This window comes from uncultured Sulfitobacter sp. (assembly GCF_947502895.1).
Classification (GTDB): Bacteria; Pseudomonadota; Alphaproteobacteria; order Rhodobacterales; family Rhodobacteraceae; genus Sulfitobacter.
Genome location: NZ_CANNBM010000001.1, coordinates 101482 through 119303, shown reverse-complemented (window position 1 = coordinate 119303; position 17822 = coordinate 101482). Strand labels below are relative to the sequence as shown.

General features: G+C 59.3%; 21 protein-coding genes. 18 read left to right on the top strand and 3 right to left on the bottom strand.

Annotated features, from left to right (window positions below; all coding sequences use genetic code 11):
* Window positions 1-35: 35 nt before the first annotated feature.
* From Q0903_RS00550 to Q0903_RS00525, 6 genes are all read left to right on the top strand, one after another.
* Window positions 36-947 (top strand): 3-keto-5-aminohexanoate cleavage protein, encoded by a 912-nt coding sequence (locus Q0903_RS00550; protein ID WP_299411861.1) that lies wholly within the window; start codon window positions 36-38, stop codon window positions 945-947.
* Complete coding sequence (locus Q0903_RS00545; protein WP_299024048.1) at window positions 944-1477, top strand: lipocalin family protein; 534 nt, start codon at window positions 944-946, stop codon at window positions 1475-1477. Before Q0903_RS00550 ends, Q0903_RS00545 begins: the two co-directional genes overlap by 4 nt.
* Window positions 1474-2940: a carnitine 3-dehydrogenase gene (locus tag Q0903_RS00540; protein WP_299411859.1), complete on the top strand. Its 1467-nt coding sequence runs from the start codon at window positions 1474-1476 to the stop codon at window positions 2938-2940. Before Q0903_RS00545 ends, Q0903_RS00540 begins: the two co-directional genes overlap by 4 nt.
* Window positions 2937-3683, top strand: coding sequence for an SDR family NAD(P)-dependent oxidoreductase (locus Q0903_RS00535; RefSeq protein ID WP_299411857.1), 747 nt, complete (start codon window positions 2937-2939; stop codon window positions 3681-3683). Before Q0903_RS00540 ends, Q0903_RS00535 begins: the two co-directional genes overlap by 4 nt.
* A gap of 232 nt (window positions 3684-3915) precedes the next feature.
* Window positions 3916-4734, top strand: coding sequence for a fatty acid desaturase (locus tag Q0903_RS00530; protein WP_299414438.1), 819 nt, complete (start codon window positions 3916-3918; stop codon window positions 4732-4734).
* Window positions 4735-4754: 20 nt separating this feature from the next.
* A complete protein-coding gene (locus Q0903_RS00525; protein WP_299027618.1) occupies window positions 4755-5660 on the top strand; it encodes an EamA family transporter in 906 nt (301 codons plus the stop codon).
* Between the two features lie 2 nt (window positions 5661-5662).
* Here Q0903_RS00525 and Q0903_RS00520 read toward each other — a convergent pair whose 3' ends face one another.
* Window positions 5663-6370, bottom strand: a complete 708-nt coding sequence (locus Q0903_RS00520) for an NUDIX hydrolase (RefSeq protein WP_299024040.1) — start codon at window positions 6368-6370, stop codon at window positions 5663-5665.
* A 29-nt stretch (window positions 6371-6399) separates the two neighbouring features.
* Entirely contained in the window at window positions 6400-6750 is a 351-nt protein-coding gene (locus Q0903_RS00515; protein WP_299027614.1) for a DUF983 domain-containing protein, read from the bottom strand.
* Window positions 6751-7008: 258 nt separating this feature from the next.
* Between Q0903_RS00515 and Q0903_RS00510 the strand changes: the two genes are divergently transcribed.
* The 4 genes from Q0903_RS00510 (at window position 7009) to Q0903_RS00495 (ending at window position 8982) form a co-directional block, all read left to right on the top strand.
* Window positions 7009-7539, top strand: coding sequence for a calcium sensor EFh (locus Q0903_RS00510; RefSeq protein ID WP_299411855.1), 531 nt, complete (start codon window positions 7009-7011; stop codon window positions 7537-7539).
* 82 nt (window positions 7540-7621) lie between these two features.
* Entirely contained in the window at window positions 7622-8194 is a 573-nt protein-coding gene (locus Q0903_RS00505; protein ID WP_299027611.1) for an RNA polymerase sigma factor, read from the top strand.
* Window positions 8181-8513 carry a hypothetical protein gene (locus tag Q0903_RS00500; protein ID WP_299411853.1) on the top strand — a complete coding sequence of 111 codons (333 nt, stop codon included), beginning with the start codon at window positions 8181-8183 and terminating at the stop codon, window positions 8511-8513. Before Q0903_RS00505 ends, Q0903_RS00500 begins: the two co-directional genes overlap by 14 nt.
* 4 nt (window positions 8514-8517) lie before the next feature.
* Window positions 8518-8982, top strand: coding sequence for a periplasmic heavy metal sensor (locus tag Q0903_RS00495; RefSeq protein WP_299411850.1), 465 nt, complete (start codon window positions 8518-8520; stop codon window positions 8980-8982).
* A gap of 60 nt (window positions 8983-9042) precedes the next feature.
* Here the strand turns inward: Q0903_RS00495 and Q0903_RS00490 are convergent, their stop codons facing one another.
* A complete protein-coding gene (locus Q0903_RS00490; RefSeq protein WP_299411848.1) occupies window positions 9043-10458 on the bottom strand; it encodes a diguanylate cyclase in 1416 nt (471 codons plus the stop codon).
* 97 nt (window positions 10459-10555) lie between these two features.
* Here Q0903_RS00490 and Q0903_RS00485 point away from each other — a divergent pair, with 97 nt between their 5' ends.
* The 8 genes from Q0903_RS00485 (at window position 10556) to Q0903_RS00450 (ending at window position 17822) form a co-directional block, all read left to right on the top strand.
* The gene (locus tag Q0903_RS00485) at window positions 10556-10840 is read left to right on the top strand and encodes a DUF3572 domain-containing protein (RefSeq protein ID WP_299411846.1); all 285 of its coding nucleotides are present in this window, start codon (window positions 10556-10558) and stop codon (window positions 10838-10840) included.
* Window positions 10837-11544 carry an HAD family hydrolase gene (locus Q0903_RS00480; protein WP_299411843.1) on the top strand — a complete coding sequence of 236 codons (708 nt, stop codon included), beginning with the start codon at window positions 10837-10839 and terminating at the stop codon, window positions 11542-11544. Before Q0903_RS00485 ends, Q0903_RS00480 begins: the two co-directional genes overlap by 4 nt.
* Before the next feature lie 102 nt (window positions 11545-11646).
* Complete coding sequence (locus Q0903_RS00475; RefSeq protein WP_299024027.1) at window positions 11647-13206, top strand: trimethylamine methyltransferase family protein; 1560 nt, start codon at window positions 11647-11649, stop codon at window positions 13204-13206.
* 87 nt (window positions 13207-13293) lie between these two features.
* Window positions 13294-13878, top strand: a complete 585-nt coding sequence (locus Q0903_RS00470; RefSeq protein WP_299027608.1) for a heme NO-binding domain-containing protein — start codon at window positions 13294-13296, stop codon at window positions 13876-13878.
* On the top strand, window positions 13875-14903 hold the full coding sequence (locus tag Q0903_RS00465) for a GGDEF domain-containing protein (protein WP_299024025.1): 1029 nt from the start codon (window positions 13875-13877) through the stop codon (window positions 14901-14903). Before Q0903_RS00470 ends, Q0903_RS00465 begins: the two co-directional genes overlap by 4 nt.
* Before the next feature lie 83 nt (window positions 14904-14986).
* Complete coding sequence (locus Q0903_RS00460; RefSeq protein ID WP_299411839.1) at window positions 14987-15739, top strand: NAD(P)-binding domain-containing protein; 753 nt, start codon at window positions 14987-14989, stop codon at window positions 15737-15739.
* 104 nt (window positions 15740-15843) lie between these two features.
* Window positions 15844-16884 carry a glycosyltransferase family 2 protein gene (locus Q0903_RS00455; protein WP_299411838.1) on the top strand — a complete coding sequence of 347 codons (1041 nt, stop codon included), beginning with the start codon at window positions 15844-15846 and terminating at the stop codon, window positions 16882-16884.
* Complete coding sequence (locus Q0903_RS00450) at window positions 16881-17822, top strand: glycosyltransferase family 2 protein (RefSeq protein ID WP_299411836.1); 942 nt, start codon at window positions 16881-16883, stop codon at window positions 17820-17822. Before Q0903_RS00455 ends, Q0903_RS00450 begins: the two co-directional genes overlap by 4 nt.

Sequence of the window (17822 nt, the reverse complement as noted above, 5' to 3'; positions counted from 1 at the left end):
CGTAGTACCGTGTCAGAATATCAAAGGAGAGACACATGCCATTAGCCATGAACCGCGAGGTTTTCATTACCTGCGCTGTCACCGGATCGGGCGCCACACAAGACCGCAGCCATCATGTGCCACGGTCACCAGAGCAGATCGCCGATAGCGCCATACAAGCGGCCAAGGCTGGGGCGGCTGTGGTGCATTGCCATGTGCGCGACCCCGAGACAGGCGCGCCGAGCCGTGATCTCGCCCTGTACCGCGAAGTGACTGACCGTATCCGCGACAGTGATACAGATGTAGTGTTGAACCTGACAGCGGGCATGGGGGGCGATATTGTTTTTGGCAGTGTCGAAAACCCGATGGACCTGAACGAGGCCGCCACCGATATGGCGGGTGCGACCGAGCGGATGGCCCATATAACCGAATGTCTGCCCGAGATTTGCACGCTGGATTGCGGCACGATGAATTTTGCCGAGGCCGACTATGTCATGACCAACACCCCCGGCATGTTGGTGGCGATGGGGCAGATGATGACCGATCTGGGCGTAAAGCCCGAGATCGAGGCCTTTGACACAGGCCACCTGTGGTACGCCAAGGAGTTGGTTGCACAAGGCGTGCTGGACAGCCCCGCGCTTGTACAGCTTTGCATGGGTGTGAAATGGGGCGCACCTGACGACCTCAATACCTTTATGGCGATGGCCAATAACGTGCCTGACGACTGGACGTTCTCGGCTTTTGGTCTGGGGCGGAACCAGATGGCCTATGTGGCAGCATCCGTACTGGCGGGCGGCCATGTGCGGGTGGGGCTGGAGGACAATCTGTGGCTCGACAAGGGGGTCTTGGCCGAGAACCACCAGCTTGTCACCCGTGCGCGCGGCATCATCGAAGGAATGGGCGCCACGCTGATCGGGCCTGCGCAAGTGCGCGAAAAGCTGGGCCTGCAAAAGCGGATGCCGCGGTGATCCGTAGCCTTGCCCTTGCGGCTCTGTTGGCGCTGGGCGGATGTGTGGCTGCGCCACCTGCGCCCGTGCCGCTTGGCCCTACATACCGTGATGCTGATGCGCTGATCGGCGTGACATCGCGGTATGACGCGCAGAAATTTGCAGGCGTCTGGTACATCCGTGCGGGCTTTGACCCTGCGTTGGGGCGCATGGCGTTTCGCATGATCGACACACCCAAGGGCCGCGTGATGCGGCTGGGTGCGTTTGTCTGTGATCCTGCGGGCATTTGTGGTGACTTTTCCGAGGACTTGCCAGTGACCCGCTTGGGCAAGGGGCAGTTCCGCGTGACAATGCCTGATGGTGGTACCCGCGACTTTTGGGTGCTGTGGGTGGATGAAGGTTTCCGGACTGCGGTGCTGGGCAACAAGCAGGGCGATTTTGGCTGGATCGTGGACCGCAGCACAAAGGGCGGGGCAGACCGGATCAAGGCAGCCCGCGAGATATTGGATTTTAATGGCTACGATGTGAGCCGACTTAAGGTGATACGATGAAGACAGCGGCGATTATTGGCGGTGGTGTAATTGGCGGCGGTTGGGCCGCACGGTTCATGCTCAACGGGTGGGATGTTCGGATATTCGACCCTGATCCGGAGGCCGAGCGCAAGATCGGCGAAGTGATCGACAATGCGCGCCGCGCCTTGCCTGGATTGACCGACATTGTGCTGCCCGCCGAGGGGGCAGTGACATTTTGCGACAGCATCGCAACTGCCGCGCAGGATGCCGCGTTCATCGTGGAAGCAGTGCCGGAGCGTGTCGAGATCAAGCACAGAGTCTATTCCGAGATCGAGGCGGTGAATACAAAAGGGCTGATCGCGTCCTCAACCTCGGGGATCATGCCAACGGATTTGCAGGCTGGCATGGCGCACCCTGAACGCCTGATCGTGGGGCATCCGTTTAATCCGGTTTATCTGCTGCCGCTGGTCGAGTTGGTGGCAGGGAAACAGACTGATCCGGCCCATATCGAAACGGCGCGTGGCATCTATGCCTCGCTGGGAATGCACCCGCTGCACTGCCGCGTCGAGATTGAGGGGTTTCTGTCGGACCGTTTGCAAGAGGCGCTATGGCGCGAGGCGCTTTGGCTGCTCAAAGACGGGGTGGCCACGGCGGAAGAACTGGATGCGGCGATTGCCTATGGTCCCGGTTTGCGCTGGGCGCAGATGGGCACCATGCAGACCTTTCATCTGGCAGGTGGCGAGGGCGGCATGCGCGCGATGCTGGCGATGTTTGGCCCCTGCCTGAAATGGCCGTGGACCAAGCTGATGGATGTGCCAGAGCTGACAGATGATTTCGTGGAAATGGTAGGCGATCAGTGTGATACGCAGTCGGGCGATCTGACGCCGCGCGCATTGGAGCATATTCGCGACGACAATCTTGTAGGCATTCTGCGCAGTCTCAAGGCGAATGGTTGGGGTGCAGGAGCCACACTACAATCGCATGAAGCTGTGCTGCGCAAAGATACTGTGCATGGTGCAGAGGCTGCTGATCTGGCTGCGGATGCATTGGTAGAGACTGCGCAACGCACCGTGCCGCTGGATTGGACAGATTATAACGGCCACATGACGGAATCGCGTTATTTGCATGCCTTTGCCGATGCGACCGACCGCTTCATGCAGATCATCGGTTGCGACGCGGCGTATATCAAATCGGGTGGCAGCTATTTCACCGCCGAGACACATATCCGCCATATCGACGAAGTCCATGCTGGGGCGACCATCACCATACGCACCCGTGTGGTGATGGGGGAGGGCAAGAAGATGCATTTGTTCCACGAGATGTACGAGGGCGGGCGCTTGTTGGCGACGGGCGAGCATTTCTTGCTGCATGTGAGCCTCGAGACACGCAAACCCACGCCGCCAGCGCCGCATATCGAAGCGGCATTGGTGCGCTTTGCCACGGGCCACGCGGGCCTGCCTGCGCCAGAGGGGGTTGGCCGTGCCATCGGCGCGCCGCGTTGAGGAAGGTCCTGATTACGGCGGGGGCTTCTGGCATCGGCCGCGCCATGGGCGAGGCGTTTGCCGCTGAAGGCTGCGAGGTCTGGGTGACAGATGTGGATGCCGAGGCGCTGGCGTGTTTGCCAGACGCTTGGCAGAGCCATCACGCCGATGCGGTAGACGAGGTGGCGATGGCGGCGGTGATTGCGCAGATGGGGCAAATTGACGTGCTCTGTGCCAATGCAGGCATTGCCGGACCAACAGCACTGGTCGAGGATATCGCGCTGGATGACTGGCGCGCCTGTGTGAGCGTTAATCTGGAGGGGGCCTTTGTTGCGGTTAAGTACGCGGCCCCTTTGATGAAGGCTGCGGGGGCCGGTGCGATCATCCTTACCTCCTCTACTGCTGGCATCTACGGCTATCCGAACCGTGCGCCTTATGCGGCGGCGAAATGGGCGGTGATCGGCCTGATGAAAACCCTCGCAATGGAGTTGGGGCCGCATGGCATTCGCGCAAATGCCATATGCCCCGGTGCGGTAGAGGGCGCGCGGATGGAGGGTGTTCTGGAGCGCGAGGCGGCGGCCAAGGGCATGACACGCGATCAGGTCTATGAGGGCTATGCGGTAGGCACATCCATGCGCAGATTTGTCGAGGCGCAAGATGTTGCGAATATGGCTGTTTTCCTCGGCTCTGACGCGGCGCGGCTTGTATCGGGGCAGGTGATTGCGGTGGACGGTCATACCGAAAACCCCGATCCGAAGGTGTGATTGGCGCGCGTTTGCGCACCTAGGCCCAAAATTCTGGCTTCATGTCGTTTTGAGAACAGGCAGCGCGGTGTTTTAGCGCTATCGGTTGGGTATATGTAACAGCGCCGAGACCCTTTTCTGCATGCAACCTTCCCCAGCTGACCCCCGAGAGGCCGCGCAGCCTTTGACGCGCGTGTGCTGGCCTACGGTCCTGCTGATTTTGGCGTTCGGGGGGGTATGGGCTGGTGCCTTGATGCTGCCCACGGGCTGGGGTCCGATCGCCTTTGTGCTTCTGGTTCTGGCGCTGACGCTGCATAGCTCGCTTGCCCATGAAATCCTGCACGGCCATCCGTTTGGTCATACGCAGGCCGAGACGCTGCTGGGCCTGTGGCAACCGGGACTGTTTGTGCCGTATCTGCGGTTCAAGCGGACCCATTTGGCCCATCACAGGGACGCCAATCTGACCGATCCTTATGATGATCCCGAAAGTAACTATCTGGACCCTGCTGTCTGGAACGGTCTGGCGGGCTGGCAGCGGCAGGTTTTGCAGATCAACAATACGTTGGCGGGGCGGATCGTGATCGGGCCGTTGATCGGGATGTTTATGTTCTGGCGCGGTGATCTGGCTGCGATCCGTCGCGGTGCGCCGCATGTCGCGCGCGACTGGCTGGCGCATCTGCCCGGGGTTGTCTTGACGCTTTGGCTGGTTGGGCTGTCTGACATGTCCGTCTGGCTGTATCTGCTGGCGTGTTATTGCGCATTATCGGTACTGCGCATCCGCACCTTTCTGGAGCATCAGGCCCACGCTCGTGTCTCGGGCCGGACGGTTATCATCGAAGACCGTGGCCTGTTGGCGTTTTTGTTTCTCAACAACAGCTTGCATGTCGTCCATCACATGCATCCCGACGTGCCTTGGTATCGGCTTTGGCCGCTCTACCGTGCGCAGCGCGAACGCTATGTGACGCGCAACGGCGGCTATGTCTATGCGTCTTACGGCGAGGTTTTTCGCCGCTATCTGTGGCGGTGCAAGGATGATGTGCCACATCCGCTCTGGCGGGGCGGCGCGGATTGAGGCACTAGGGGCAAATGGATATGCCCGAACTCTGGATCATTGTTACCTTGCTGGCGGCGGCGTTCCAGACGGTGCGGTTTATGCTGCAAAAGGTGCTTGCCACCGCGACACTGAGCCCGGCGGGAGCGACGTTTTCGCGGTTCATCTATTCCGCCCCCTTCATTGCACTTCTGTTGGTGGCTTATATGCAGGCAACAGGCGCATCGCTACCTGCGCTTGACGCGCGGTTCTGGGGCTTTGGCCTGTTGGGGGGGACTACACAAATCCTTGCCACGGTCTGCGTGGTGGCCCTGTTCAAAGAGCGTAACTTTGCCGTTGGGATTACCTTCAAAAAGACCGAAGTGATCCAGACCGTGCTTGTGGGCGTGCTGCTACTGGGAGAATTGGTGAGCTGGGGCGGTTTTGCCGCTATCACTTTGGGGCTGGTCGGGCTTTTGCTGTTGTCGGGGGGCAAAGAGGCGACTGGTTTTCACCTGTCCGACCTGCGCAACCGCGCGGCACGGCTGGGGATTGCGTCGGGCATATTGTTTGCTTTTTCAGCTGTAAGCTATCGCGGGGCGTCGCTGACGCTGGCCACGGATGATCCGCTGCTGCGCGCAGGCGTGACGCTGATGGCTGTGGTGGCGATGCAGACGGTGATTATGGCAATATGGCTGGCGCTGCGGGAAAGCGGCGAGATGCGTCGCGTCTGGCGTGCGCGCCGTGTAGCGGTATGGATCGGGCTGACCTCTATGGGGGGATCGCTGTGCTGGTTCATCGCATTCACCTTGCAAAACGCGGCCTATGTCAAGGCGCTGGGGCAGGTGGAGCTGATCCTGAGTGTGATCGCCTCGACGCTGTTTTTCCGCGAAAAGATCACCACACGCGAGGCGCTGGGTATGGCCGTACTGGTCGCGTCGATCCTGCTGCTGATCCTTGCGATCTAGGGTCAGGGCTGTTCCTCATACGGGGTCTTATGGCCGCGCAGACGTAAAAACAGGCTCTCTTCGTCGTTATTTTTGAAATAGGGAACAGAAGAGGGGGGCGACAGATCTTTTGCACGGGCCTCGACTTCGGCCAGAACGACCTCGGTGATAAAGGGCATATCGAAACTCCGCGCGCGGGTCAGTGGCACCCATTGCAGATGCGAAAGCTCGTCACTGGCGGCGCCGAAATCATCAGGATCACTGGCTATGGCATCGACATCAACCAAGAAGAAGCGCGCATCGAAACGGCGGGGCCGTCCGGGCGGGGTGAGGGCGCGGAATACGAATTGCAGCGCGCGGGCATCGGGCAAGTGGCCCGTATCTGCAAAGCTCTGCCAATCGGGGTGAACTTCTCCGTTCCACGTGCCCTTGGAGCCCAGAACAAGGCCCGTTTCCTCCCAAAGTTCGCGTATGGCGGCGACAGGAATGGCATGGGCCAGATCGGATGTTACATCATCGCTGATGCGGGCTGCGCATTGGTCGGGCAGTCCGGCAGCCAATGGCACCTGCGCGTCCGCAGGATCAACCGCGCCGCCTGGAAAGACAAATTTGTTGGGCATAAAAGCCGCTTTTGCACCACGCTGGCCCATCAGGATAGAGGGCGCAGTCATACGGTCGCGGATCACGATCACGGTGGCTGCATTTCGGATCGCGGTTTTATCTATGCTCATCTGTTCCTCGTTGGTTGTGGGAGGAACAATCAGCGTTTGCGTGCAAAACCGCCCATTTCCTTGGCCCATTGAAAGCCTACGATCGCCCCTTTGAATCTGGGAAGAAGGTAGAGAGACAATCCGATGCTGCCAACCGAAAAGATGGTAAACAGCACGATCGGTTCGGGTCGGAAATGTACAAAGACAAAATGGAGCATGACGCCCATAAGATGCCCGACGAGCAGAATTGTCAGATAGGCAGGCCCGTCATCGGCGCGATGGTGGTGTAATTCCTGCTCGCAGACGGCGCATTGGTCGTTCACCTTGAGATAGCTGTGCAGCAGGGGGCCTGCGCCACAGTTAGGGCATTTGCCGCGCCAGCCGCGCATCATGGCGGGCATGCGCAAACGCTCGCCCTCGCCGTCTTGGGTGGAGGAAGCTTCGCGGGGTTGGCTTGTGGTATCTGTCATGATTGGTCCTGCTGCGGATAAGACATGGGTTTGCCTAACATATCGGTCGAATAAAAGGTGGCGATTTGTCTCAACATGCCTAAGGCCAAATTATTTGCAGATTTCTGCGACGGAACTCTAGCCGGATTGCGTAAGACATCCAACTGCACGGCGAAACAGACCGATGCAGAGAGCAAAACGGAGAACACCATGTTTAAAGAAACACTAACAGTTGTCGCAATCGTTGCAGGTTTGGTTGCCACCAGCGCGCAGGCCCGTGATGGCGGCGCGAATATGGAAGAGCGGTTTTCGCAGATCGATTCCAACGGAGACGGTCAGGTGACGGCAGATGAATTGCGCGCACAGGCAGCGGCACGGTTTGCAGCGGCTGATGCGAATGGCGATGGGGCATTGACCCAAGAAGAAATGGCAGCCATGGCCCAAGGCAAGCGTAAGGCGCATCTGCTCAAAAAGTATGATGCCGACGGTGACGGCTCTTTGAGCAGTGCAGAGTTGGAAAAAGCTGCGTCGGGCAAGATGGGCAAACGGGCCGCCAAACGGTTTGAGAAGTTGGACGCGGACAACAGCGGCACCCTCACGCTGGCCGAGATGCAAGAGCGCCGCGACCCTGCGCGGATGATCGAAAAGCTGGACAAAGACAGCAGTGGCGGGCTTAGCATGGAAGAGTTTGCTAAGCTGCGCGGCCATGGCAAACATGGCAAAAAGCGCAACGCCGACTAAGCCTTTAATCGCGGTGCACCCGCCCTTTTTGCGAAGGGCGGGTGCAGATGGGAATGACCTGTTGAGAGACACAACCGAGCAGATGGCGGCACGTGAGGCCGATGCAGCTTTGCTGGCGCGTTATGCTGCTGGCGACGAGGCTGCTGCGCGCCTGTTGTCTGCGCGCTTGTCCCCGCGTGCGTTCGCCCATGCCGCCCGTGTACTGGGCGACAGGGCCGAGGCGGAGGATGTGACACAAGAGGCGATGCTGCGTCTTTGGAAACAGGCACCGAACTGGGATGCAGGGCGTGCGCAGGCGGCAACATGGGTCTACCGTGTGGTTGCAAACCTGTGCTCTGACAGGTTGCGGATGCGGCAAACGGACGTGCTGGATGATGTGAATACACCCGCCGATCCGTCACCCAGCGCAGAAGACCGCTTGCAGAACAGTGCGCGCCATGATGCCCTGCAAGCCGCGTTGATGCGCCTGCCCGACAGGCAGCGGCAGGCGGTTGTGCTGCGGCATATCGAAGGGATGGCGAACCCCGAAATCGCCGAAATTCTGGACGTGGGGGTTGAGGCTGTCGAGAGCCTGACTGCCCGCGGAAAACGGGCGCTGAGTGCGGATTTGGCCGCGCAGCGCGATGCATTGGGATATGTAGATGACACAGCGTGATCCTTTCGACCTAGAGGCGGCATTCGACGCAGCCCGCGCGGCCCCTGCGCCGCTGCCGGATGATCTGGCGGCGCGCATTCTGGCAGACGCGCAGGCCCATCAACCGCGCAAGCCCATCTGGCAGCGTATCATCGCGGCGGTGGGCGGCCCTGCGGGTGTAGGCGGCTTGGTCACTGCGACTGCCGCTGGCTTTTGGTTTGGAATAGCGCCGCCCGCAGAAGGGTTTGATCCGCTTGTGCTGGTCGGCGCCGTTGAGCAGGACATTGATGCAGATCTGACGCTGATGTCTGATTTCGGGTGGGGTAATGATGAAGGATAACGAGATGACAGGCCGTAGACGGATCATGCCCATTGTGCTGGCAGTATCATTGGCGGTGAACCTTGCCGTGGTTGCGGCCATGGCGGGGGCTGCGTGGCGCCACAAAGAAGGCGGCAAGGGCGGGCCGCGTGCAGACAGGGGTGCGGCTATCTACATGAAGGCACTGCCGCGTGAGGCACGCACATCGATCCGCGAACAAACCCGTGACCCGCTCAGCACCGCGCGTGTGGACCCGATGCAGATGCTGGCGGTATTGCGTGCTGATCCTTTCGATGCGCAAGCGGCGGCCGATCTGCTGGCTGCACAGCGCAAGGCGGGGTTTGCGCGGATCGAGGCAGTGAATACGGCGTGGCTGAAGGAAGTGTCGCAGATGTCGGTAGCCGAACGCGGTGCCTATGCTGACCGGCTCGAAGAGCTGAGCGAGCGTCGGTCCACGAAATGGAAAGAGCGCAAGAAAAACCGCGACTAATGTGATCGGGAGGGTGTAAGGCGCGGCGGGCTGCATGTCGTTGTGCCCTCAGCCTTTGCCTCAGGCTGCGGGGCGACTGTGGGGTCTGTGGAGTGCAACGCGGTTGCGGCCCTGCATCTTTGCGCCGTACAGCGCCTTGTCCGCGCGGTCTATCAGGCTTTCTACCGTTTCCGGCGCGTGACGGTTCATCTCGTGGCGTGCTGTGCTGGAGGTCAGGCCGATGCTGATGGTGATGGCCACAGGTTCAGCCGCGCCAGGAATGATGAAAGGCACGGCGCTGATTGCATGGCACAAACGGTCAGCGATGCGACGTGCGGTCGTCAGATCTGTTGCTGGCATGGCGATCAGGAACTCCTCTCCGCCGATCCGCGCGATCATATCCGACGGACGCAAAGCGGCATTCAGCCTGCGCGCCGTCTCGATCAGAACAGCATCGCCAGAGGCATGGCCATAGACATCATTGATGCGTTTGAAGTGGTCCATATCTGCAAGGATCACCGCCAACGGGCCATTGGTACTCGCGCTTTGGCGAATGAGTCTGTCCATATAGGGCGTGGCATAGCGTCGGTTATACAGTCCGGTCAGGGGGTCGTGCACGACCTCGCGCAGACCTGTACGCACGCTTTGCAGCATTTGCGCAACCTGACGTTTACGGTGCAGCAAGGCGTTCAGGCGCAGTCCCGCTTCTGCGGCATCAAAACCCGTGATCATCACATCATCGGCCCCCATATCGAGAGCCGAGGTCGCGCGGACGGGATCGGATGTTTTCTGGATCACCAGAAGAGCCGTGTTGCGGGTTTGTGCGCTGGCCCGCAAGGCAGGGATCAGTTGTAGGCAGGCATCGGCCTGTGCAGGCGTGTCAGGCAAGGCGATCACAACCGCATCGGCGGGCGCCCCTGCATGCAAGCCAGCCATCGCATCGCGCAGCAATGCAACGCTATAGCTGGCGCGTAATTGTGGCTGCATCTGGCGGACCCAGGTTTGCAATGGTCCTGCTTCGGTTCCCACCAAAGTGATCGCCCCAGGGCGCAAAAACTCGGCCGGAGCTTCGGCAAGACCCAGCGCACAGGTGGTATCGTCACGGATTTGCCACTCGGCCAGCTTGTGATGGGCGCGCAGCATGTTGCGCACCCGCCCCATCAACAACATCTCGTTTACGGGGCGCTGCATCACGTCAAATGCGCCAGCGCGCAGGGCATCCAGCCGCGTGGTGGTATCTATCGCGCTTCCGATGGCCAATACGGAGGGTTTGGCGGTCTGGCCCGAGGTGCGCAGCGCCTTGCAAAGATGTGCAGCAGTGCCGTCTGGCAGGGTCATCGCAGACAAGATCAAATCAGGTTCTTCCACGGCGACCACATCAAGGGCTTCTTCAATCGTGCCAGCCTGTAAAACTTGATAGAATGCTGCAGATAGCTTGACCTTCAACACAATCCGGTTGGTCGAAATACCGTCAACGATGAGGATTTTACCCTGCACTTTCGATCCTTTCCCGCACGTGTTGTTTGTTGAGCGTTAGTTGTCTAAGCAATTGGTTAACAAAGCGTTGAGATTTTGAGGCAATTGGAGTGTGTCCATGAGTATGACCCAAAGTAATGCAGAGACCGTAGCCCTTCAGGCTTTGGGTTGGTTGGTTGGCAACGAAGACCTTTTGCCAGTGTTTTTAGGGTCTACAGGCGCTTCAGAGGCCGATATGCGCGGCGCGGTGAATGATCCTGCGTTCTTGGGTTCGGTGCTGGATTTCATCATGATGGATGATGCTTGGGTGGTCGGGTGCAGCGACGCAAACCAGCTTCCTTACGAGCGTTTGTCAGAGGCGCGTATGGCGCTGCCCGGTGGTGGTCAGGTGCATTGGACATGAGCAGGAAATCTATTCCAATCAACGGCCTATGCTTTGACAAGGACGGTACATTGTTTGACTTCGCCACCACATGGGAGGCATGGGCCGCGGCGTTCTTGCTCCGTGCTGCCGAGGGTGACACGGCCCATGCTGCACAGGTGGGGCAGGCCATCGGCTTTGACCTCGATAAGCGGAAGTTCGCCACCGAAAGCATTGTAATCGCTGGAACGCCCCAGGAAGTGACGGCTACCATCGCGCCCTTTTTCACACATATGTCCGAGGCAGGCCTTTTGGAGATGCTGAACGAAGAAGCAGCCCTTGCGCCACAAATGCCCGCTGTTCCTTTGGTTCCGTTGCTTACCGGGTTCCGCGCAGCGGGGCTGAAGTTGGGCGTTGCTACCAACGACAGCGAAGCGCCTGCGCGCGCGCATCTGGACGGCGCTGGGGTAACGGGATTGTTCGATTTCATTGCGGGGTATGACAGTGGCCATGGCGGTAAACCTGCGGCGGGACAATTGTTGGCCTTTGCCGCAGCCGTAGATCTGCCGCCCGAGCAAATTGTTATGGTTGGTGACAGCACCCATGATTTGCATGCAGGGCGCACGGCGGGGATGCGCACGGTTGCTGTTTTGACAGGCGGGGCAGTGGCGGACCAATTGGCGCCGTTGGCTGATGTTGTTTTGCGCGATATCGGGGAAATCCCAGCATGGTTGGAAACCCAGTAACGCCGAATGACATGTCGAAAACGACAGAATTTGTCGGTAATAGATAGGCTGCTGTGTGAGGGCTGAGGCCTGTTAAGGGGTACAAGCCCAAGGAGCATGCACATGTCTGATCAGCCCAAACGCAGAACCCGTGGCGGTGGCCGCGCTGGTGCACAAACCCGCCGTGGTACGGCTGTTATTGAACAGATGCCGTGGAGCCCGCCGATCAACATCGATCGCCCGACAGAGCCGCTGAGCCCTGAAGGGGTGGCTGCGGTGCATGACGGTGCAATGCGAATTCTCGAAGAAATAGGTATCGAAATCCTGAACCCCGAAGCGTTGGAAGTTTTGCGCAAGGCGGGCTGCACCATTGATGGTGAAAATGTGCGTATGGGCCGCGATATGGTGATGGAATACGTCGCCATGGCACCCTCCGAGTTTGTAATCACGCCGCGCAATCCTGATCGCAAGATCACGATTGGCGGCAAAAATCTGGTGTTCGGGAACGTGTCGTCGCCGCCCAACTATTGGGACATGGCGCTGAACCGCAAAGTGCCTGGCACACGGGAAATGTGCCGCGATCTGTTGAAATTGACCCAGTATTTCAACTGCATCCACTTTGCCGGTGGCTATCCGGTAGAGCCTGTAGATATCCACGCCTCTGTGCGCCACCTCGATGTTCTGTATGACAAACTGACGCTGACGGATAAGGCGATGCACGCTTATTCGCTTGGCCGCGAACGTGTGGAAGACGTGATGGAAATGGTGCGCATCTCGGGGGGCTGGACGGATGAGGAGTTCGAAGCCAGCCCCAAGATGTACACCAACATCAACTCAACCTCGCCACTGAAACACGACATCCCGATGCTGGATGGCTGGATGCGTATTGCGCGGCGCAATCAGGGCTTGGTGGTGACGCCATTCACGCTGGCAGGGGCAATGGCCCCTGTGACCATGTCAGGGGCCGTGGCGCAGTCACTGGCCGAGGCGCTGATCGCTGTGGTGTTGGCACAGATCATCCGTCCGGGGGCAAGCGTGGCGGTTGGGACGTTCACCTCCAACGTTGATATGAAAACGGGTGCACCTGCCTTTGGCACGCCTGAATACATGCGCGCGACGCAGATGACGGGACAGCTGTGCCGTTTTTACGGGTTGCCGATGCGTTCTTCTGGTGTGTGCGCCGCGAACGTGCCGGACGGGCAGGCCATGTGGGAGACCTCCAACAGCCTGTGGGCTGCGGTGCAGTCAGGCACCAATATGGTCTATCACGCGGCCGGCTGGCTGGAGGGTGGGCTGATCGCCAGCCCAGAAAAGTTCATCATGGATTGCGAGATCCTGCAGCAGATCCAGCGCTATATGCAGCCCGAAATTTGCGCCACCGGCCCTGACGAAATCGCGCTGGACGCGATAAAATCTGTAGGTAATCAAGGCCACTTCTTTGGCATCCAGCATACTCAGGACCGCTATACCACCGCCTTTTACCAGCCGTTTCTGAGCGATTGGACGAACTACGAAGGATGGGAGGTGGCGGGCGGCATCTGGACACAAGAGCGTGCGCATCACATGTTCAAGGAAATTGTCGGCAGCTTTGAAGAGCCACCAATGGATATCGCGATCCGCGACGAGTTGGCGGCCTTTGTGGAACGCCGCAAAGCCGAGGGCGGCGCGCCAACGGATTTTTAACCAAAGTCTGTGAAACCCGGTTACATTTAGCCTCTTGTTAATGAGTGCCAGCGAAAACTGCCAGTGCACTTGGAATATGAGACTTTTATGCACGGGCTTATCAATCGCAGTTTTCAGAATTTTGTCACCGACAGTTACGGCAGTGATGTCTGGCTGGAAGTGGCCGCGCGGGCAGGTGTCTCGCCGCCGGATTTCGAGGCGATGTTGCCCTATGACGACGCGGTAACACCTGCGGTTCTGGATGCCATCGGGCTGGTGTTGCGACGTCCGCGTGGCGAGGTGATGGAGGATATCGGCAGCTACCTTGTCTCGCACCCCAAGACCGAGGCGGTGCGCCGTCTGTTGCGGTTTGGCGGGGTAAATTTTGAGGATTTCCTACATTCGCTGGATGATCTGCCGGACCGTGCCCGTATGGCGGTGGCCGAGCTGCAGTTGCCCGCGATTGAATTGCACGGCCATCCCGACGCGCGCTACAGCCTGATTTGTGACAGCCCGATTGACGGGTTCGGCCATCTGATGATGGGTGTGCTGCGGGTTATGGCGGATGATTACGGCGCATTGGCTTTGCTGGAGCTGGAGAGCAGCGGCACAGGCCGTGAAACGGTGCGTATTCAGTTGGTGCAAAGCGACTATGCCGACGGGCGCGACTTTCAATTGGGGATGAGCGCATGAGCGCGCCTGTTCTGGATCCTGACGTTCTGGATGTTTTATGCCCGCTGCACCTTATGCTGGATGCGCAGGGTGTCATCATACATGCAGGGCCAACCACGCAAAAACTGCGCCCTGATCTGGCATTTTCGGGGATGCCGTTTCTGGATGCCGTGAATGTGGTACGCCCGAGGGGGATTACCACACTGGCGCAGTTGCACGCGGCAAAGCATCTCAAACTGCATCTTGAGATGGCGGGGACGCCACCAGCAAGGCTCAAAGGTGTATTGGTGCCTGTGGGCGGTGGGGCGTCGATTGTGAACATGTCCTTCGGCATCTCTATTCTGGACGGTGTGCGTGATTATGCGCTGACCAATGCCGATTTCGCGGCCACCGATCTCGCTATCGAAATGCTCTATCTGGTCGAGGCCAAGACGGCAGCGATGGAGGCCTCGCGCAAGCTGAACTTGCGCTTGCAGGGTGCAAAGGTCGCCGCAGAGGAGCAAGCCTATACCGATACGCTGACAGGTCTGAAAAACCGCCGTGCACTGGACCAGATGCTGGAGCGGTTGTTGGCCGCGCAAGCGGCTTTTGCGGTGATGCATATTGATCTGGATTACTTCAAGGCTGTTAATGATACGTTGGGCCATGCAGCGGGGGATCATGTTCTTCAGATTGTCGCAGCCGCCATGCTGGAAGAGACCCGTGCATCCGATACTGTTGCGCGGGTGGGGGGAGACGAATTTACCGTTATTTTACCAGAGGTGCGCGATCTGGATGTATTGGAACGTATCGGCCGCCGTATCATCAGCCGGATTGAGGTGCCGATCCCGTTCAACGGTGCACTGTGTGAAATATCGGCCAGTATCGGTACGGTCTGGATACAGGGCGGCAGATCCGCCACCCGCGAGACGGTGCTGGAGGATGCGGACATCGCCCTTTATGCGTCCAAAAAGCAGGGCCGTGCACAGCAGACGTTCTACACGCCCGAGTTGCGCGAAACTGCAAATAGCACCGAACCGCCGAAAGGACGCAGCAGCAAGCCTTAGCGCGGCATACCCGCCCTTGACCCTGATGCGCCGCGTGCGGTCTTATAACAGGATGGACCGTATCAACTAAGGGGCCGGGGCACATGCGGGTTGGATTTGTCGGAACAGGTGTTATCGCAGCCGCAATGGTCGAGGCCTTGTCGGGACGGGGGCATGATTTGCTGGTGTCTTCGCGCAATGCGGCCACGGCTGCGGATTTGGCGCAGCGGTTTGACGATGTGAGGGTTCTCGACAATCCCGATGTCGTGAGCGGGGCCGACGTCGTGTTCCTGTGTTTGATGGCGGATGTTGCCCGTGACGTATTGACGGCTTTGCCGTGGCGGGGGGATCAGTCGGTTATCTCGGTCATGGCTGATCTGCCATTGGTTCAGCTAACGGCGCTGTGCGCACCTGCCAGCGATATTGCACTGACGATCCCGCTCAGCTCCATCACTGCGGGCCGTTCGGTTTTGCCCTGCCATCCTGACAGCGATGCCTTGCGCGCACTGTTTGGCGAAAGTGATACAATCATACCTGTCGCCACCGAGGCTGGGCTGAATGCCCATTTTGTTGCCTCTGCATTGTCCGCACCAATTTTGGCGATGATGCAAACGGGTGCCGGGTGGTTGGCCGAACAAACGGGTGATTCAAAGGCGGCGGAGGCTTATGTCGCGGGAGTTTTTGCTGGCTTCATGCGGCAGATGTCCGTGCAGGGCGCTGATTTTGAAACGCTTTTAGAGGGGCTGGCGACCGAGGGCGGATTGAATGCCACGCTGCTTGCGCAGATCGCTGAAATAGGTGCGCCTGATGCTTTGGTTCAGGGCATGGTGGGGCTACAAGCGCGCCTCGGGATATGAGCGGTAAACGGGGGCGGGGCAAAACCACACACACCGCACAGAATTTCTGTGCTGCCCGCGTCTGGTGGTAGACCGACCCCTGACACTGGCGTAAACAGCACGGTATGAGCGAACGCCCCTCCCTTGTGACCCGCATCCGCAACAGGCTGGCCCAAGCGGCGCGCCGCCGCCGTTTTTCGCGTGCAGTTGCCCACGTGCATGGTGAAAATTTCGTGGTGCCAGAAGGTGCGGTTCTGGCCATCGTACTGGTGCGCGACGGGGCCTATTATCTTGATGATTTTCTGCGCTACTACCGCGCTATGGGCATCTCGCATTTTGCCTTTATCGACAATGGATCAACCGATGACACGATTGCGCGGTTGCGCGGTGAGGCGGGGTGCGTTGTGGACCGCGCCGTTCTTCCGTTGGCGCAATACGAGGATTTGATGCGCGCCTATCCTGCGCAGAAATACGGGCAGAACCGCTGGTGTCTCTATGTCGATATGGATGAACAGTTTGATTTCATCGGGCATGGTGCGCAGGGTCTGCCTGCTCTCGTCCGTTATCTGGAAGCGCGCGGCGACACGGCGCTGATGGCGCAGATGCTGGAGATGTTCCCAAAGGCGCCGTTGGCGCAGGTGAGTGATCTGGACTACACCGCAGCACTCGAAGCGTTTACATATTACGACATTTCTACCGTGGACAGCTATGATTACCGCAGCGATCAGATTGCCTTTGGCGCCTTGCTGCGCGAAAACCGTGTGCCGTCTGATGCGCTGAAGTTCAAATTCGGTGGTGTGCGCGGTAAAGTGTTTGGCGAAGCCTGTTGTCTGACCAAACATCCGCTGATCTTTAACGGGGCAGGGGTCATCCCTGCGCCACACCCGCATCTTTCACAAAATGTGCAGGTGTCTGATTTTTCCGCTCTGATCCGTCACTACAAGTTTGCAGGCAATGTCGCCGCGCGCGATGCGGCCACCGCGGCCAGCGGTGATCTGGCCCATGGGGAAGATGCTGCTCGCCTTGAGGTGTTGCGTGCGCAAGAGGCACTGACGCTTTATTCACAAGATGCGCAGAGCTGGCGGGGGATCGAGCCGCTGTACGAAGCGGGGTTCTTGACAGATTCTGCCGCCTACCGCCGCTTTCTGCGGGAGCAGTCCGCGTGAGTGTTGCGGCCATTGTGATCGGGCGAAACGAGGGCGCGCGGTTGATTGCCTGCCTTGACGCGCTGCAAGGTGTCTCGCCGTTGATCTATGTGGATAGCGGGTCAACCGACGGCTCAGTTGCGGCGGCGCAGGCGCGGGGGGCACAGGTGGTCGCACTGGATATGAGCCAGCCCTTCACCGCGGCCCGTGCCCGCAACGCCGGGCTGGCAGTGTTGCCTGTTAAGACGCAGCTGGTGCAGTTTCTGGACGGGGATTGCGTGGTGCAGGAAGGATGGCTTGTGCAGGCGCAGGCGTTTTTAGGCGCACATCCGGATGTGGCTGTCGTCTGTGGACGCAGGCGTGAAGTCAATCCGGAGGCGTCGGTTTATAACAGTTTGATTGATGATGAATGGAACACACCGGTAGGTGAAGCGCGGGCTTGCGGTGGTGACGCGCTGATGCGGGTGGATGCGCTGCGCGCTGTCGGGGGCTACCGCGATGATTTGATCGCGGGGGAAGAACCGGAGATGTGCGTGCGCTTACGGCAGGCGGGCTGGCGCATCTGGCGGCTGGATGCCGAGATGACAGCCCACGATGCGCAGATCACACGCTTTGGTCAGTGGTGGCAGCGTACAAAACGTGCGGGCCACGCCTATGCAGAAGGGGCAGCATTGCATGGCGCCCCGCCCGAGCGTCATTGGGTGGCCGAGAAACGCCGCGCAGTTTTATGGGGTGCTTTGGGCCCACTGGCGATTATTGTGCTGGTGTTGATGTTTGGCGTTTTCGGATTGCTCGCAGCATTTGTCTATCTGCTACAGGTCGCGCGCCTTGCGCGGCGGGGCGGGCTAACATGGGCCTTCTTTAGTGTGATCGGCAAATTTGCCGAGGCGCGTGGCGTGCTTGGTTATTATTGGCGGCGCATCAGTGGCGGGCAAAAGCGGCTGATTGAATACAAGTAA

Excerpts from the sequence above, each read along its gene's own strand:
- Q0903_RS00515 (WP_299027614.1), bottom strand. The coding sequence starts at position 6,750 with ATGCCCGCCATGATGCGCGGCTGGCGCGGCAAATGCCCTAACTGTGGC.
- Q0903_RS00510 (WP_299411855.1), top strand. The coding sequence starts at position 7,009 with ATGTTTAAAGAAACACTAACAGTTGTCGCAATCGTTGCAGGTTTGGTT.
- Q0903_RS00495 (WP_299411850.1), top strand. The coding sequence starts at position 8,518 with ATGACAGGCCGTAGACGGATCATGCCCATTGTGCTGGCAGTATCATTG.
- Q0903_RS00485 (WP_299411846.1), top strand. The coding sequence starts at position 10,556 with ATGAGTATGACCCAAAGTAATGCAGAGACCGTAGCCCTTCAGGCTTTG.
- Q0903_RS00550 (WP_299411861.1), top strand. The coding sequence starts at position 36 with ATGCCATTAGCCATGAACCGCGAGGTTTTCATTACCTGCGCTGTCACC.
- Q0903_RS00525 (WP_299027618.1), top strand. The coding sequence starts at position 4,755 with ATGCCCGAACTCTGGATCATTGTTACCTTGCTGGCGGCGGCGTTCCAG.
- Q0903_RS00470 (WP_299027608.1), top strand. The coding sequence starts at position 13,294 with ATGCACGGGCTTATCAATCGCAGTTTTCAGAATTTTGTCACCGACAGT.
- Q0903_RS00465 (WP_299024025.1), top strand. The coding sequence starts at position 13,875 with ATGAGCGCGCCTGTTCTGGATCCTGACGTTCTGGATGTTTTATGCCCG.
- Q0903_RS00505 (WP_299027611.1), top strand. The coding sequence starts at position 7,622 with ATGGCGGCACGTGAGGCCGATGCAGCTTTGCTGGCGCGTTATGCTGCT.
- Q0903_RS00475 (WP_299024027.1), top strand. The coding sequence starts at position 11,647 with ATGTCTGATCAGCCCAAACGCAGAACCCGTGGCGGTGGCCGCGCTGGT.
- Q0903_RS00455 (WP_299411838.1), top strand. The coding sequence starts at position 15,844 with ATGAGCGAACGCCCCTCCCTTGTGACCCGCATCCGCAACAGGCTGGCC.
- Q0903_RS00500 (WP_299411853.1), top strand. The coding sequence starts at position 8,181 with ATGACACAGCGTGATCCTTTCGACCTAGAGGCGGCATTCGACGCAGCC.
- Q0903_RS00460 (WP_299411839.1), top strand. The coding sequence starts at position 14,987 with ATGCGGGTTGGATTTGTCGGAACAGGTGTTATCGCAGCCGCAATGGTC.
- Q0903_RS00520 (WP_299024040.1), bottom strand. The coding sequence starts at position 6,370 with ATGAGCATAGATAAAACCGCGATCCGAAATGCAGCCACCGTGATCGTG.
- Q0903_RS00480 (WP_299411843.1), top strand. The coding sequence starts at position 10,837 with ATGAGCAGGAAATCTATTCCAATCAACGGCCTATGCTTTGACAAGGAC.
- Q0903_RS00530 (WP_299414438.1), top strand. The coding sequence starts at position 3,916 with ATGCTGCCCACGGGCTGGGGTCCGATCGCCTTTGTGCTTCTGGTTCTG.
- Q0903_RS00540 (WP_299411859.1), top strand. The coding sequence starts at position 1,474 with ATGAAGACAGCGGCGATTATTGGCGGTGGTGTAATTGGCGGCGGTTGG.